Source organism: Streptomyces sp. NPDC048290 (genome assembly GCF_040652095.1).
GTDB lineage: Bacteria > Actinomycetota > Actinomycetes > Streptomycetales > Streptomycetaceae > Streptomyces.
In genome coordinates this window covers 1-15355 of record NZ_JBEZLM010000055.1, presented here as the reverse complement: position 1 = coordinate 15355, position 15355 = coordinate 1, and the positions used below count along the sequence as shown (strand labels likewise).

At 64.5% G+C, this 15355-nt stretch carries 14 protein-coding genes; 3 read left to right on the top strand and 11 right to left on the bottom strand.

What is annotated here, in order from left to right; translation table 11 throughout:
- Positions 1–74: 74 nt before the first annotated feature.
- From AB0D49_RS41600 to AB0D49_RS41575, 6 genes are all read right to left on the bottom strand, one after another.
- Positions 75–341 (bottom strand): hypothetical protein, encoded by a 267-nt coding sequence (locus AB0D49_RS41600; protein ID WP_362769436.1) that lies wholly within the window; start codon positions 339–341, stop codon positions 75–77.
- A gap of 5 nt (positions 342–346) precedes the next feature.
- Positions 347–1213 (bottom strand): aminoglycoside phosphotransferase family protein, encoded by an 867-nt coding sequence (locus AB0D49_RS41595; RefSeq protein ID WP_362769445.1) that lies wholly within the window; start codon positions 1211–1213, stop codon positions 347–349.
- A gap of 233 nt (positions 1214–1446) precedes the next feature.
- On the bottom strand, positions 1447–2478 hold the full coding sequence (locus tag AB0D49_RS41590; protein WP_362769441.1) for a phosphotransferase: 1032 nt from the start codon (positions 2476–2478) through the stop codon (positions 1447–1449).
- Positions 2479–2678: 200 nt separating this feature from the next.
- The gene (locus AB0D49_RS41585) at positions 2679–4205 is read right to left on the bottom strand and encodes an amino acid permease (protein ID WP_362769433.1); all 1527 of its coding nucleotides are present in this window, start codon (positions 4203–4205) and stop codon (positions 2679–2681) included.
- Positions 4206–4286: 81 nt separating this feature from the next.
- Positions 4287–5168 (bottom strand): hypothetical protein, encoded by an 882-nt coding sequence (locus AB0D49_RS41580; RefSeq protein WP_362769430.1) that lies wholly within the window; start codon positions 5166–5168, stop codon positions 4287–4289.
- Between the two features lie 351 nt (positions 5169–5519).
- Positions 5520–5714 carry a hypothetical protein gene (locus AB0D49_RS41575; RefSeq protein ID WP_200688470.1) on the bottom strand — a complete coding sequence of 65 codons (195 nt, stop codon included), beginning with the start codon at positions 5712–5714 and terminating at the stop codon, positions 5520–5522.
- A gap of 478 nt (positions 5715–6192) precedes the next feature.
- Here AB0D49_RS41575 and AB0D49_RS41570 point away from each other — a divergent pair, with 478 nt between their 5' ends.
- The 3 genes from AB0D49_RS41570 to AB0D49_RS41560 all read left to right on the top strand — a co-directional run bounded on the left by AB0D49_RS41570 (position 6193) and on the right by AB0D49_RS41560 (position 9123).
- The gene (locus AB0D49_RS41570) at positions 6193–7476 is read left to right on the top strand and encodes a helix-turn-helix transcriptional regulator (protein ID WP_362769426.1); all 1284 of its coding nucleotides are present in this window, start codon (positions 6193–6195) and stop codon (positions 7474–7476) included.
- A 25-nt stretch (positions 7477–7501) separates the two neighbouring features.
- Entirely contained in the window at positions 7502–8203 is a 702-nt protein-coding gene (locus tag AB0D49_RS41565) for a 2'-5' RNA ligase family protein (RefSeq protein WP_362769423.1), read from the top strand.
- Positions 8204–8388: 185 nt separating this feature from the next.
- The gene (locus AB0D49_RS41560; protein ID WP_362769420.1) at positions 8389–9123 is read left to right on the top strand and encodes a haloacid dehalogenase-like hydrolase; all 735 of its coding nucleotides are present in this window, start codon (positions 8389–8391) and stop codon (positions 9121–9123) included.
- Positions 9124–9368: 245 nt separating this feature from the next.
- Here AB0D49_RS41560 and hisS read toward each other — a convergent pair whose 3' ends face one another.
- The 5 genes from hisS to AB0D49_RS41535 all read right to left on the bottom strand — a co-directional run bounded on the left by hisS (position 9369) and on the right by AB0D49_RS41535 (position 14973).
- Positions 9369–10679: a histidine--tRNA ligase gene (hisS, locus tag AB0D49_RS41555; RefSeq protein WP_362769417.1), complete on the bottom strand. Its 1311-nt coding sequence runs from the start codon at positions 10677–10679 to the stop codon at positions 9369–9371.
- Positions 10680–10734: 55 nt separating this feature from the next.
- Positions 10735–11991 (bottom strand): hypothetical protein, encoded by a 1257-nt coding sequence (locus AB0D49_RS41550; RefSeq protein ID WP_362769415.1) that lies wholly within the window; start codon positions 11989–11991, stop codon positions 10735–10737.
- Positions 11992–12024: 33 nt separating this feature from the next.
- Complete coding sequence (locus AB0D49_RS41545) at positions 12025–12168, bottom strand: hypothetical protein (RefSeq protein WP_362769412.1); 144 nt, start codon at positions 12166–12168, stop codon at positions 12025–12027.
- Positions 12169–12568: 400 nt separating this feature from the next.
- The gene (locus tag AB0D49_RS41540; protein WP_362769410.1) at positions 12569–13543 is read right to left on the bottom strand and encodes an FAD-dependent oxidoreductase; all 975 of its coding nucleotides are present in this window, start codon (positions 13541–13543) and stop codon (positions 12569–12571) included.
- Positions 13540–14973, bottom strand: coding sequence for a carph-isopro domain-containing protein (locus AB0D49_RS41535; RefSeq protein WP_362769439.1), 1434 nt, complete (start codon positions 14971–14973; stop codon positions 13540–13542). The genes AB0D49_RS41540 and AB0D49_RS41535 overlap by 4 nt, the downstream gene beginning before the upstream one ends.
- Between the last annotated feature and the right edge of the window lie 382 nt (positions 14974–15355).

The following is a 15355-nucleotide window of genomic DNA, read 5'->3' as shown; positions in this document are numbered from 1 at the left end:
CAGCCACCGCGCCTCCAGCGATCGGATCGGACGTCACCCCACATCCAACCGCCATGACCACCAACCCGGCGAACCTATCCGGTCACAGCACTAGCCGTGATGCCGGTCTGCTTCGTGTCGAGTGTGGTGACCGGCGCATGGAGGGGCGGGCGGATCAGCGACTGGAACTCGAACCCGCTGCGCACCGGACCCTGGCCTGGCACGTGCTGGATTCCCAGGGCTGCGACCTCGATCGGCTCCGGGGAGGCCCCCGTCGGCGTCGTGCCCTCGAAGTCGATCGTGACGAAGTGGGTCTCTTGGAATGCGGGGTCGCTGGCGAGCCGCGGATTCTCCCGACGCATGGGCGTCACCACCCTGCCGTGCTTCGGGTGTGCTCGGCCCGAAGGTTCATGATCATGGTGTGGGCTTCGTCGACGAGCTCCAGGTCGTGGTGCTGGGTGCCGAACCGTACGGAGTCCAGCGCGTCCAGCACGCCGTACGCGATGCGTGCCTGCTGTTCGTCGTGCGTGAGCGGGCGGGCGTAGCCGCTGGCGAAAGCGGCAGCGAGGTCAGGCCGCTGGTAGAGGTCCCGGTAGTACAGGCGGCTCAAGTCCCTGCGTACGGCGGGCTCGTGCTGGGTCCGTTCGAAGTCGATGACGCGGAGGTACTGCTCGCGCTCGTCCCACATCCAGTTCCTGGGCCTGTAGTCCCCGTGCGCCGGCACGGCATCCAGACCGGCCGGGGCATTCGAGGCGAGAGCGCCGAGGAACTTCAGGTCGTCGATCGTGAGGTAAGCCTCGGCGGCTGCCAGCAGCTTCTCCAAGTCGGTTTCCCACTCGGCCTCCGCCTCCGTGGAGGAGCAGGGTCGGGGGTCGGCAGCGTGCATCCGGGCCAGCAGCGCGCCAGCCTGTCGATACGCCTTCCGCTCCTGCTCGGCCGGCAGCCGCAGCTTGTCCAAACTCTGGCCGGGTACGGCAGTGACCAGCACCGTCCGGGTCTCCGCATCAGAGGCGACCAGCGTCGGAGTCCGGTCCGGCCCGAGGGCGGCAGTCCACTTTGCGTAGGCGGCGACCTCGCGGCGGTGCATTTTAGGGCCCGCGTTCTGCTTGGCGAACCACCTCGTGCCGCCAGGGGCTTCCAGCTCCCAGACCGAGGTCCGGAGCGAGTCGGAACGGGGGTGCTCGGTGATGACCTCGTAGGTGTCGGTCACTGTGGAGAGCAGGCTGTGGAACACGGCGGGCAACGTCTTCACTGTGGGGCGCCTCTCTTCGCTACAACGTCACGAACCCTGAGTGATCTCTTCCGTACCCAGAGTTGTGGGGTGGGGGTGAAGAATGACAGGAGCCACTGACAACGCCCCCGGCCGTTCGTCCCGAATTGATCAACGTCAACCGGATCTGCGACACCGCTCGCCGCGTCGCCGCAGCTGAAGGCGAAGGGATCAAGCATCGTGGTGGTGGACATTGCTCACCGGCCCTGACTGACATCCGTCAGGGCCGCCTCGATCTTGTCGAGGCTGGCGAGTAGACGCCGTATCGCCACCTGCCGGACTCCCCAGTACTGCTCAAGGTCGACGTGCGATTGCTCAGACGACGCGTGGTCGCCGGGGGTGGCACCGTGGAAGCCGTAGAGCATGTCCAGCAATGCGACCCGAGCACAGGCTTCGGTGTGCGGGAGGGTGGGGTTCTGCGACCGGTATGCCTCAATCATCCGTACCGCGAACTGCTGCCAGTGGGTTCCACGAGCCACGGCGAATGGATCGAAGGCAGCACGCCCCAACTCCCACACGGGAGATCCTTTTATGCTCCGGAAGTTGAGGACGCCGGTAACGGAATCGGCAGCCGTGATCACGTGAGCGTGGACGAAGTCCCCGTGCACGGCTTGGTCCACTAACTCCGCAGGCAGCCCGGCACGAAGCCGATCAGTATGTGCGACGAGGTCCAGCTGACGGCCGAGGAGCCGGTCACGTAGCGGCGCCGGGCCGCGAAGCTCGTGCTGCCGGACCGCCTCCAGCACGACCGCGCACTCGGCCACCCCTTCATCAGGGGACATGGTGCGCCAGTCTGGGCGCACCGCTAGCTCGGGCAAAGGGTACGCGGCCAAGACCCGGTGCATCCGCCCCAGCACAGTGCCCATGCCCTCGGCGCGGGCCATGGTCATGGCTTTCGTGTCCACGCGGCCAAGGACCTCGTCGACCACTGCCCACGCGCTGCCCTCGGACACGGCGACGAGGTCACCGTCACGGTCGGGCCAGACCCGTGGCACGGGAAGATCTGCGGCCCTGCAGAACTCCGACACGTCCCATGCCGCTCGCGCCAGGTTCACGTCGACCGATGTGGCGTACTCCTTGACCCGCAGCCGCCGGCCGTCGGCGGTCAGGACTCGTCGGTTCACGGACTCGCTGCCTGCCGACGTCCACTCCACTGTTTCGACCGAGATTCCGTACCGCTCGGCGAGGACGTCTGCCGTGAGTTCGTCCATCCAGGCGTCGTCGTCCATGCGGCTCACGGATTTCCCCTTCTGTACTAGGTGGTGGACGGGGGCACGGCGAAAGGCGTGCCCTTATAGATCAAGAACTTGCCGCGGAGGAAGGCAGGTTGTTCGTGGGCTCGCTGCCTTCTCGCTGGCAGGGCGTCGACAGGCAGCGAGCCCAATGGGTAGCTATCGGGCCGAATCGACTGCGTCCCGTCTCCGGCCTGTCACCGTGCTGCCCTCTGCGGGACGGGGTTGGTCTGCGCGGTGTGCTTCGGGTGATGAGGGTTGAGGAACCAGTGACGGGCGGAGACGAGCCACCATCCCCCGGCGAAGACCACCACGACGCCGACGGCGACGGGTGCGTAGTTGAACGTCTCCAGGGTCACAGGGGACGCCTGCGGCAGCATGAAGAGCACGGTGATCACGGCAACCCAGGCAACGGCGATCACGCCGATCGGGGTGGACCAGCGGCCCAGATGCCACGGGCCGCGCCGGAAGGAGTCGCCTTGACGCAGCCGCAGCAGCGTCGGGACGACGTACGCGATGTACAGGCCGATCGTCGCGATCGACGTAACGGCCGCGTACGCGGTCGAGTTCACCAGGTAGGGAAGGCCGAGGACGAAGGCACCGCCGGCGGCAAGCCAGACCGCATTGGTCGGCGTACGGGTTCCCGGGTGCAGCTTGTGCCACGTCTTGGAGAAGGGCAGGGCCCCGTCGCGGGAGAAGGCGTAGATCATGCGCGAGTTGGCGGTCACGCTGGCCATGCCGCAGAAGAGCTGGGCTCCGATGACGATGAGCAGCATCATCTTGCCGGTGCTCTCGCCGAGAGCATCCAGGAAGATCTGCGCCGGCGGAACTCCGGTCTCAGAGTCCAGGGAGCCGCTGTAGGACTGGATGGCGAAGGTCAGACCGAAGAGGAGCACGAACCCGGCGGCCCAGGAGACCAGGATGGACCGGATGATCCCGCGGGGTCCCTCGACGGAGGCGTTCTTGGTTTCCGCGGTCATGTGGGCGGAGGCGTCGTAGCCGGTGAAGGTGTACTGCGCCATCAGCAGGCCGATGAGCGCGACGTATACAGCGGACCCCCAGCCGGTGTTGTTGACGAACTCGCCGAATACGAACGAGGGGGACTGGTGGTCGTCCGGGATCGTCAGGAGGGCGCCGACGATCACTACGACGCCGATCAGGTGCCACCACACCGACACGGTGTTGAAGAAGCCGACGATCCGGACTCTGAAGGTGTTCACCAGGGCGTGGAGCAGCAGGATGATCCCGAACAGCGTGATGGTGTGGCCCGGGGTGGCGGCATAGCCGAACTCGAGGTTCAGGTACGCGTTGAGGAACGAGGCGGCGCCGAAGTCGATGCCCGCGGTGACCGCTACCTGCCCGAGCGTGTTGAACCAGCCGGTGAACCAGGCCCAGGCAGGCGCGGACTTGCGAGGTGCCAGCTTGTGGGCCCAGAAGTAGAGGCCAGCCGACGTCGGGTAGGAGGAGCAGACCTCCGCCATGGCCAGGCCGACGAACAGGGTCATCAGGCCGACAAGCACCCACCCCCACATGATCAGCGCGGGGCCGCCGGTGTTCATGCCGAACGCGTACATGGTCAAGCAGCCACTCAGGATGCTGATGATCGTGAAGCTGACCGCGAAGTTCTGCCTGCCGCTCATGCTGCGATCGAGTGTCTGGGTAATGCCCAGCTCGGCGAGGCGCTCCTCTTCCGACTGTGCGGTGCTCGGAATATCCAGGGGCATGGGGGGTACTTCCTCCATCGTGAATGCGTCCAGCTCATCGGGTTGTGCCAAGGGTTTGAACTCAGTGGCAGGACCTTGTGCTCAGGGCTCGGCGAGTTTCATCGCCCAGCCGCGGTGGCGGAGGAACAAGGTCGTGGCGTCGCCGCAGTAGCCCCACGGCACATCGGTGGCGTACGGGCCGATGGCGTCGAAGACATCTGCGGCTTCCAAGTGCCGGCCCGCGAACGACAACGCGTGCGCCAGGTAGTTGGCGTCCTCGTGGAAGGCGGCGTGCGGCCGCTTGGGGGCCCGGCAGTCCCACCAGTCCGTCCACGCCTGAGAGGTCGAGGGATTGTCTGTCCACGGGTGAACGGTCAGCCCGTAGCGATCTCCGTCCACTTCCATGCGCAGACGGTGGATTTCGGCAAGGGCGACCAGCGGCAGCACGTGCAGCGGCAGCCCTCGCGGAGTGTGGGCGCACCGCTCCTGCGCCCAGTGGAATACCTCTCCGCCCGTGCCATGCCAGGAGGGGAAAAGGTAGGTGAGCAGTTCGTGGTGCGCTTCCCGATTCCAGGGATCGCATTCAATTGCCTGCTGCCACACCTGCTTTATCGTCGCGCGCCATTCGCGGTCGTGTGGAGGCGAATGGAAGCGCGTCAACGCGAGCATGACAACGTAAGGGGATGGGTCATTCGGCAAGGCGCCAGCAGCGGCATCGCAGGTATCCCACGCCTGCCGCATCGCCTCACTGACGCCGTGCCCCCGGCCGGCGGTCATCGACCGCAATGCCTGCACGTTGGCCAGCAGCGCCAGGGCGTGCGGAGAGCGCGGCTCCGCCTGCGCCCATGTGTCAGCGAACGTCAGTCGCACTCCGATGCGGGCGAGGACCTGCAGACGGAAGATCCGCCTGTCCCAGTCGGCCCCCGTCGAGGCAAGGAGCTCTCGAGCACCTTCCCAGCGACCCATCGCAGCATCCTCGATCACCCCACGAAGGGCGGCGTCGTCCCGGGCCGGATGCCGGTCGAGGGCAGGTCTGTGCCTACCCATGGCCCTCCCGCCTCGCGTGCTCCACGGATGGGGTGAGCTGCTGAGTCCCGACGAGCGATGTTTCCCCTCGTGCTTGAACTGGGCTCTTGCCGTCCGGCGTGGGCAGTGAGAGGCGTTGGGTCCCCAGTGGCGCCGCAGCCGTGGCCAGGCTCACCGCCCGGCGCGCAGGCACATCGGGTATCGGCATCATCGAAAGTCCTCGGGTCACGTCCGGTGGTGGAAAGACCGCCAGGGCATGGGGGTGAAGGGAGGGGAGCCAACAATCTCGCCCGTGCCCCGGCGGTCGGCCTAAAAGTCGATCTTTGCGATCAGCTCGACCGCGCCCTGCACGCCCTCTTTGATGCTCGGTGCCGCAGAGCTGCTGGCCAGGAAGAAGCCGAACAGGATGCACACGATGCCGTGCGCGACGTTCAGGCCCGCCTTCTTCATGAGGAGGAAAACGATCACGCCCAGGAGCACGACGGCGGAGAAGCTAACGACCACAACAGGCCTCCAGGCGGCGGCGCCTGCTGTGGCACGATTGCTGCACCGTCAGATGCCGCTGGGGCATCCGCGTCAAGGGCTGATCCATCTGTACGTGTAAGGCCGAAAGCACCTTGGACTCCGGTGGCCGAGATCAGGGATAGCTGAGTCCCGCAGCGCGAGCGTCGCGTACCGGGTCCGAAAGATCCGTTCCCGGGTGGTTCGTCGGTGCTACGCGATGCAGGAGACCCCAGAGTGGTGGGAAAACGCGCGGTGCGCACATTTCTCAGGTGATACCACTGGAGTGATTTCGGTTTCAGCAGGGGCAGTTGGGCCAGCAGGCCCGCGATCAATCGGGGAGGCAGAAGTGCTTGCGCAGTCGCCGCGACGCTGCGAACGGTGCAGCTGCCAACTGAGCCAGTACAACTCAGGAACCCTGTGCTCGGCTTGCCTTCGCTCGCACAGTCTGATCCCACCCGCTCCTTCCGTTCCAGAAGGAGTGTGGCGTAACGCCGATGTTCAACAAGCCCTAGCATCCTGGGACTTCAGCAAGGCAACCCGCCTGATCCGCCAGCATGGATCTCTGCGTCAGGAAGACGTTGCTCAACTAACCGGCCTCAGCCAGGCGTTCCTCTCCATGCTCGAAGCGGGGCGCCGACGCCTCACCAACATCGACAAGATCGGCGAGTTCCTTACCGGCCTCGGCGTCCCACCAGAGCTCGCTCCTCTCCCGCGCCCCGGCGTTCAACACGCTCCGGTCGTCGAAGCTGAGTGGGAAAGCCCGCTAGAGATCGCCAAGCGGCTGAACACCCTCACCTCGTCCCATGTGGATCCAGCGACGCTGTGCATACTGGAGCAGCAGATCACGGACATCGTGGATCGCTATGAACAAGAAGGTCCACACCAGCTGGTGTCGGTCACGACCGAACTGCGCACGTACGTACAACCGTTGTTGGAGGGACAGCAGCCACCCAGGCAGCGTGAAGCCCTATTCCGGCTGGCCGCGCAGGCCTCCGGACTCCTTGGCTACATGGCCGTGAACGCCGGACGCGAGACCTTGGCGGAGGCGTACTGCACAGAGGCCCACGCGCTCGCGGCCGAGATCGAGGACCAGGATCTGATGATGTGGGCCCTGGGCACTCGATCGTTGAGCGCCTACTACGCTGGGCGCTTCGCCGATGCCCTCACCTGGGCCGAAGCGGGCATAGACATCAATCCTCATAACCCCCAAGCCATTCGCCTCCTGGCCAACGGAAGCGCCCGTGCCCTGGGAAAACTCGGGGACGCCACGGGCGCCCAGCGCGCCCTCGCCCGGGCAGAGGAGCTCAGCGGACAGCATGCACTGCCAGACGGGCTCACCTCGTGCATCTCCTTCGCCCCCTACAGCTTGGCCCGGACCCTGGCCAACGCCGCCACCGCCCATGTTGCGCTCGGCAACACCCCCAAAGTCATTGAGTACGCCGAGCAGATCGACGGGCTCGTAGCGCAGTCCGACTCCGCCTGGAGCCAAGCCTTGGTCCGTCTCGATGTCGCCACCGCCCTGCTGACAGGGGCACGGCCTGAGGTCGAGCACGCCATGGTTCTCGGGCAGCAGGTACTCGACGCCGGCGGTGGGCCACCGATCCGATCCGTGGTCCAGCGCGCTGGAGAACTCGCTGACCGCGGCACCCAGTGGCGAGACCTGTCGGCCGTACGCAACTACACGGAAGCCCTCCGCGTGTGGCGCTCCTCCCCGCTGACCCGCGCCGTGGCCGAATCTGCCAAGATGACACGCCCAGACTGACAGCCGCGAGCGAGAGGGGCCGCCAGTGCTCTTGACCGCCAGCCCCACCGCGTTTCCCGCTGCCCCTCCGCCCAGCACTGACGACCCCCACATCATCGCCGCACACGACTGGGCGGCCTTCGACACCGTCGATCAAATGAACAACCACTGGGACCGGCCAGGCTGGCATGCATCCACACGCGCCTACTACTGGATGCTCACCTTCGCCGATGCCGCCGCCCTTACCGAGCAGACGCGAACCTGCCAGCAACGGCTCGTTTCCCTCGGCTTCGACCTCATCGACGAGGACGGGCTACATCTGACCCTGGGGCGGATCGGCCTAGCCAACGAGGTCAGCGAAGTCCAGCTTCACACGCTCCGTGCCCGAGCGTCGGCGCGCCTTCCAGATGCCTTCACCATCAGTGCAGTCCCGATGGCTGCCTCCCGCGGGGCCATCCGCTACAGCGTCGCCCCCTGGACCCCACTCATCAACCTCCACAGCGCCCTCTCGCTTACGGGCGATCAGTGCGGACTGCCGCTGAAGAAGCCGACCTCCGTGCTGCGCCCACATATCGGCATTGCCTACTGCAACCGCACCCTGGACGCGCACAAGGTGCGGGAGGCGATCCAGCCGCTGCGTGACCTACCCGCCATCACACTGCCGATCGGACAGGTCGAGCTGGTGGAACTAAGGCGCGAAGATCGCTCCTACCGATGGCGCACCCTCGCCATACTGCCCTTGCGCTGAAGATCGAGACCGATTGGGCGAGCGACTCCGATCTTGCACAAGCAGGTAGTGATTAGACGTCACCGCCGAACTCTTCGGTAGTGACGCCTGATACCAGGGACAGTTGAGGGTCACGAGGCGGTGCTCAGCAGCGCGTCTCGTCGCCCCCGCGAACAACGAGGCAGCCAGTAAGCAGGAGCAAGGAATTGAAGGGCATCGAAGAGCAGCAGACGCTCATCCTCTGGGACATCGACCGCACGCTGCTCTACGTAGGCGACATCGACCGCCAGGTGTACCGCGAGACGTTCGCTGAAGTGGTAGGCCGTCCTGCCGTGCGTCTGCCGGCTCGCGGCACCGGCGTGACCATGCCTCTCGCCATCCGCTCCCTGCTCCTGGACAACGGCGTACCGGAGGAGACGGTCCCAGAGCTGCTGCCGCGCATGGTGGAACTGCTGCCCAAACGGCTCGCAGCCCATACAGGAGACCTCCGCAGCCAAGGCGTTCTCATGCCCGGCGCGGAGGCCGCACTCCAGGCCGTGCACGAGCAAGAGCACTGGGTACCGACGGTCGTCACCGGCAACCTGAGGTCGAACGCCCTGCTGAAGCTCACGGCCTTCAACCTCGACGGCTACCTCGATGCCGACATCGGCGGGTTCGCCTCCGACGACGACCACCGGCCCGCGCTCGTCGGCATCGCACAGAAGCGTGCGCAGGCCAAATACGAGACGGTCTTCACGCATGCCAACACCGTGATCATCGGAGACTCCCTCGAGGACGTCCGCACCGGCCTTGAAGGCGGCGCTTCGGTCATCGGCGTCACCTCGGGCAAGACCACAGGCAACGAACTTGCAGCCGCGGGAGCTGACATCATCCTCGACAGCCTCGAAGACATTTCGAAGCTTCGAACGTCCATCGAGAGGCTGACCGTTCAGTCAGGGTGACAAATGCCCGCGACATCGCGAAAACGGCATCTGCTGAGGTGAATACCGTCATCGGTTTCGTGCGGCTGCTCAACGTGGGGGCCTTCACGAATGGCTGGCGTTCATCGCAGTGGACCACCGCCTGAGGACCCCGGCGGAACACCCCCCTCATGAGGCCGACCGCGAGGTGGGCATACGTGTATTCCTCACCGGCCCCTTCGCGGGCAGGGTTGCCTCTGCGGCGAAGGGGGCAGGCGTCGGGGCAGTTAGGACTGTTCTAGAACTCGGCAGACGTCGGCGGCAGCCGTGCCAAGAGGAACCCGCCTCTGGTCGCCGGTCTGCATATCCCTCAGAGTGACTTCGCTAGCGGCCTGCTCATCAGCGCCATAAAGAACCGTAATTCGAGCCTTCTGATCATTGGCCCATTTGAGTTGCTTGCCGAGTTTCGTCGACGAGCCGAGGTACGTGCCCACACGCAAGCCCTTGCTGCGGAGTTCAGTAGCCAGTCGCATCAGGTGCTCCTCGTTTCCGAGGACGGTCAGCGCCACGTCGAGACCCCGCTGCTCGGTGTTCTCGGACCCCTGGATGGCAAGAATGCGTTCAATGCCGATGGAGCCACCACAGGCGGGGGTATCTGGGCCACCCAACGTGGCGACCAAGTGGTCGTAGCGTCCGCCGGCAGCAATGGAGCCCGGGTACCCGGCAGCGACCACCTCGTAGATAGCGCCGGTGTAGTAGTCGAGACCGCGAACCATACGAGGCGTGTAGACGATGCGCTCAGGGGCGAGTCCCGCACTGGTGGCCAACTCGATAAGTCGGTCAACTTCTGTAAGTCCTGCCTGACCCTGCTCTGTTGTGCTCAGACGCTCACGAACGCGGTCGCTCGTCTCTGCGGCAACATCGCCCACGAGCGCCTCTGCAACCTCAGGGTCCAAGCCGCGTGCCGCGGTGAGTTCCTTGACGACTTCAGCAGCGTCGACCTTGTCGAGTTTGTCGAGGGTCGCAAGGACGGCAGGGCCGGCAGAAGTATCGATACCGTACGCCTCGAGCAGCGCGTAGAGCGCCTTGCGGGAGTTCACCATGAACGTGAAGTCGTGCACGCCCAGGGCATCCAGGCCCTGGGCGAGCGCGAGGACAACTTCTGCGTCAGCGAGCGGTGACAGCGAACCGACTGTGTCGATGTCGCACTGGACGAACTCGCGGAAGCGCCCTTCCTGTGGGCGATCGGCACGCCACACCGGTCCGATGGCATACCGCTTGTACGGGGTGGGCAGCTTCGCTCCGTGGGTGCCGATGACACGGGCTAGCGGCACGGTGTGGTCATAGCGCAGGGCGAGGTCAGCCTGTCCTGATGCCTCATGGATGCCGCGCTTGAGGATTTTGAAGATAAGCTTCGACGCCTCTTCGCCGTACTTGCCGGTGATGACATCCAGGTTCTCGAAAGCGGGCGTCTCTAGCGGATCGAACCCGAATCCTTCGAAAATCTGCGCGAGAGTGTCGAACGCTGCCTTGCGGCGGCGTACCTCATCGGCCAACAAGTCCCTGGTGCCCGACGGTGCCTGAGCGGCCTGCGCCATGCTGGTGGTTCTCCTGATGGTGTGGAGTGCTGCGGCGTCTGGATCCGCCGAAATCCTACTGCGCTTGCTCCATCACCGGATGCCACTGCGGGAAGTACCGCTGCAGCAGGTTGAGGAGTTCTGCCTGCTCCTTCGGGTCGCCGTACCCCGTGTGCATCAAGGGCGTCCCGTCGACCGGGCTCAGCTCCTGCCAGCCGCCGAGCTCGTCCATCAGCTTGGCTGCGCCCTTCAGCAGGGACGTCGACATTTGCGGGACCAGCGCGTCCAGGGCGTGCGACATGTAGTAGATCGATGAGCGCCGTACCGCGGAGGAATCCACGCGCTCGGTGTAGTTGATCTCACTGAAGTGCGGGTAGCACGAGTCCAGCATGTTCTTCGGAACGTCCCAGACCGGCATCAGCACATCGGTTCCGCCAGTCCTCCGTTTCGGGAAGGGCATGGGGCGACGGCCGTTCATGAGGCAGAACAGCAGCTCCGCCATCACGTCTTCGCGGTTGTAGCCGACGAGGAGATTCCTTCCTTCCACCTGATCGCAGATCGCCCGGCCTGCAAGGTTGATGAAGAAGGTGCCGAAGAAGTGGGCCAGGTCAGCGGTGTAGCGGTCGGAGAGCTCTTCCCACAGACGCTCAGGGGACTCGTTCATCCCGAGCAGTTCAGCCATGTCCCTGGGGTAGAGGACACGGTGGTCGAACCCGGCCTCCGAGCACAGAGCGCGGGCCCTGTCGGCTGCGGAGTCGGGCCAGATTGGGGACATGACGAGGGTGAAGCATGTGACCTTGGAGGCGTCCAGATCGTGTGAGGTCACGTAGCGATGGACGCCTTGAACCAGGGTGTTGCTGTCGCCGCCACCGGAGATGCCGGCAACCAAGGGGAGTTCGGTGCCCTGCTCGGTGAGAAAGTCTGAGATCTTCCCGAAGACGATGTCCTGTATCCCGGCGGCGTCGATCAGGTGCACTCGGTGCGTGGGGTTCTTCGATTCGTCGGCGTACTGGAAGTCGAACATCGCCGCGACGGGCTCTTGGCTGTGATGCACCGTCTCTATCTCAGTGGGCCGCAGCGCGTCGATGTCCGTGTTGCGTATGCACTGCAGGATAACCTTGCGCCCCTCGGGGATCTCGTCGAGAGCCAGGGACATTGGTACGGCTTTCAAGGTGCCGTCGCCGGGAACCTCGTACGCCTGGAACAGCGTAGGAGGGAGCCGGTTCGCGAGCAGAAGTTCTCCGAGCGTGAGCTTGTCCACCGGCTTGAGTTGCCGTGCTCCCGCGGAAAACAGGAGCGTGACATTTTCCCAGCTATTCACCGTGTACTCCATTCCCTGGCTCTCGAGAGGGACGTGCGCCCGTACTTAGATGTGCGCTGTCAGCGCAGGTACGGCCAGTACCTCCTCGACCCGCTGGCTGGTCATGCAGTCCATGCCGGCCTCGGGGAGCGTGCGCGACATGATCTGTGCCAGGTTGTGCACTTCAGTGCGGTCGGACTCGACCTTCACGGATTCGATGGTCGTCGACTGAGGGGCCATAACGTCCTCCATTCGAACTGTCGGTTGACACACAGCGTGATCCTTGATCGCTGCGGGGCAAAATCACCACCGTGATATCAGCACCGATATGCGCCAACATGCAGGGTCTGCAGAGATGTTGGCCGAATCTAGAGGTCCGACATGACCAGCTCCAGGTCATCACAAATCCCCCGAGAATGCGCAAAGCAACCATCTCGAAACCCGCTGCACCTCGCCAGCTCGTGTGTCGGTGGTGGGGTGCCCAGCATGGCGGCGATCACGCAGGCGTCGACCTTGCCAGGTGGAGCCGCTGGACAGTGGGGTTCCTAGCGGTTGGAAGCTCCTGTCACGCTCGACCAGGTGGTGGCGGCCATGCACCGGCGACGGCGTGCTACCTCGTCGAGCGGGATGGAGGCGCAACCTTCATGATCTGAGCAACTTCTCGTGCGCATCCCCAGGACAACGTGACCCCGGCACCTCCATGGCCGTAGTTGTGGACCAGGGGGAGGCCGTCCGACCGGTGGTCCAGCTCGAGGCGGACCTCGTACCGTGTCGGTCGAGCACCTATCCGGTCTTCAATGATGCGAGCGTGGGCCAGGCGCGGATCTATTGCAGCGCACCGCGCGAGGATTCCGGCAGCAGCGACGCTGTCTGGTGCCAGAGTCCCGTCCCCGTCGATGGCAGTTCCACCAAGAACCACGGTGTCGCCGTGCGGGTAGATGCAGGCGAGGTCGGGTGACATCCCTGTGTCTTCGGAGAAGAACTCGCTGATACCAGGGTTCTCCACGACGACGTGCTGGCCTCTGATCGGGCGAAGGCCGTCATCACCAGCCAATGGTCCAGCACCCAACCCAGCACAGTTCACGAGCGCGGCGGCATGCTCGACTTCATCGAGCGATGCGAGCATGCGCTCTTCGGTCATGCCGCCCGCATCAGCGAAGCGACTCTGGAGGTACGACAGGTAGACAGGCATGTCGATCAACGGAACGGTGAAGTGATAGCCGACCGCAAAGCCGGGGGGCAGTTCGTCAGTCGTGCAGCGGCGTAGATCCGGAAGTAGCTCACCCCAGTCCGGGGCTGATGCTGGGTGGCGTGCCGCTTCGATCCCGCTGACCATACAGACGCCGGTCCGGGGGTCTCCGGCCAGCTCACGGAAGACTTCCAAGGACGTGAGACTCCAGCCCCGTGCCCTCGGCCATGGCTCTACCAAGTAGGGGCCCCACATCGCGCCGGCGGACAGTGAGGTGCGGGCGGGGATCTCCGCGGCCAACAACCGCACAGGCAACCCTGCCTCAAGTAACGCTATGCCCGTCGTGAGGCCAGAAACTCCTCCGCCGACAACGACGATCGTCTCGTCTGTGGTCATGGTCCGACCGTAGCCGGTCGAGCAGAGGATGGACCGGCATGTTTGGTCAATGCCTCCTCCAGTTCTGGGAGAAAGCTGTTGACGTGTACGTTCTTACGCCTCAGTCGCATCTCCTCGGCCAGCTGCTGCAGCAGGGCCGTGCTGCGGGGGGAGCGCACCGTTTCGAGCCGTGCCGCTGCGGTCCGCCCGATATCGCAGGCGCGTTCCAGGTCGCCGGAGGCGCTGTAACCCAATGCGAGCCAGGCTCCCTCGAACAGGGCCCTGCGCTGGCTCGGATCTCCCTTCGATACAGCGTGAGCGCCCGATTCCAGGAGTTCCTCTCCACGCCGCACGAGCCGCCGTCCAGCCGCCCGACCGCCGGCCGGGGCAGTAGTACGCCCCAAGTTGATCAGCGAATACCCTGCTTGGCACTCAAGGTGATTGGAGGTGAGGAAGTACATCCACCGAGGCTCGTCGCTGACGTCGCGACGTTGCTCGAGGAGATCTCTTGCAAGACCACTGGTTCGCTCGAAATCTGAGACTTCGCCGGACGATGCATAGGCATGTGCCAAGCGAGAGAGGACTGAGGCGCGAACCGCGACGGGTCCGCTTTCGCTTGCCCTGTATGCAGCCTCACCAAGTGAGACGGCATCAGCAGGATGCTGCCGGGAGGCCGCTTGGAAAGCCATGTCTGCCAGGATATGCGCACATAGGGAGCGATCGTTCACATGATGTGCGGCACGCAAGGCTGTTATGAAGTACCGCTGCGCCAACCCATGTTGAGCTGCATCGAAAGCCATCCATCCAGCAAGCTGCCCAATCTCAGCCAGCGCACGAATCAGGCACACGGTCGAGAGTTCGGAGTGCCCGCCGTCTCGAATTAGAAGAGCTACGGACCGGAACTGGGCCCCCACATAAGGTAGATGTCGTGCGCCACCGTGCTCATCATCAAGCATCTGCAGAAGGGGCAGATTGTGTTCGACCTGAGAGACGAGCGGATCGATGGACACTTGATCTACCGCGTGTGAGCGGCGGCTCTCCTGACTCAACTCTCCTTCTAGATATTGAGAAACTGCCGCAAGCAGGCTAGCGCCTGAAATGGCAAGGAATTGTCGGCGATCGACTAGTCCTCCAAGCACCCAGTCCTCCAGAATCTGACGCAACTCTTGGTAGCCCCATGGATGTTGGAAGTTGCATACAGCTGACGCGAGCATCGGTGCGTCAGACGCCTTGCCTTGCCATAAATGCTCCACTGACACAATTCGGCCGAGTTCCTGCGACAGCACATAGGCAGCCATGGCTGGGAGCGGCGCCCGTGGGACACGCCCGGCGTCACGCCAGTGGTACGGCGCGGACTCGGCAACAGTCCCCACTCCGAAGGCGCGGTTCAACTTTCGAGCCAGCACCTTCGGGCTCCAGCCAAGATCTTCCAGACAACCGGCCAGCACCATGTTGGGTTCCCTGGCTGCCGTCGACATCGATTGTCCTCTCCACTGCAGTCTTCGCCCATCACCACACCAGGCGGGAGGCGTCTCCGACACCAGGATCTCGCAAAGTGCCGTGAAGTTGACCGAGTTGACCGCTGGATCACCTACCCCGGGTGGCCTCCACCCGATGTCCTTGGTGAGTCGTTGCAACGTCCCACCGTGTCTGCCAGCCCAGCGGCAGCGGATCGCGCTCCAGGTGGCGCACGCAGACAAAGGTCGGTCGGCCGTGGCGGCTGCTTCGGTTCGAATGCTCTAAGAACTCCTATCAAAGTGTGAGGGCTCTCAGCCTGCGCCAGCAGATGATGCTGCAGGCGAGGCTGAGGAAGGCTTCGTGGATGTCGTCGCG

Excerpts from the sequence above, each read along its gene's own strand:
- AB0D49_RS41600 (WP_362769436.1), bottom strand. The coding sequence starts at position 341 with ATGCGTCGGGAGAATCCGCGGCTCGCCAGCGACCCCGCATTCCAAGAG.
- AB0D49_RS41590 (WP_362769441.1), bottom strand. The coding sequence starts at position 2,478 with ATGGACGACGACGCCTGGATGGACGAACTCACGGCAGACGTCCTCGCC.
- AB0D49_RS41585 (WP_362769433.1), bottom strand. The coding sequence starts at position 4,205 with ATGCCCCTGGATATTCCGAGCACCGCACAGTCGGAAGAGGAGCGCCTC.
- hisS (WP_362769417.1), bottom strand. The coding sequence starts at position 10,679 with ATGGCGCAGGCCGCTCAGGCACCGTCGGGCACCAGGGACTTGTTGGCC.
- AB0D49_RS41550 (WP_362769415.1), bottom strand. The coding sequence starts at position 11,991 with ATGGAGTACACGGTGAATAGCTGGGAAAATGTCACGCTCCTGTTTTCC.
- AB0D49_RS41540 (WP_362769410.1), bottom strand. The coding sequence starts at position 13,543 with ATGACCACAGACGAGACGATCGTCGTTGTCGGCGGAGGAGTTTCTGGC.
- AB0D49_RS41535 (WP_362769439.1), bottom strand. The coding sequence starts at position 14,973 with ATGGTGCTGGCCGGTTGTCTGGAAGATCTTGGCTGGAGCCCGAAGGTG.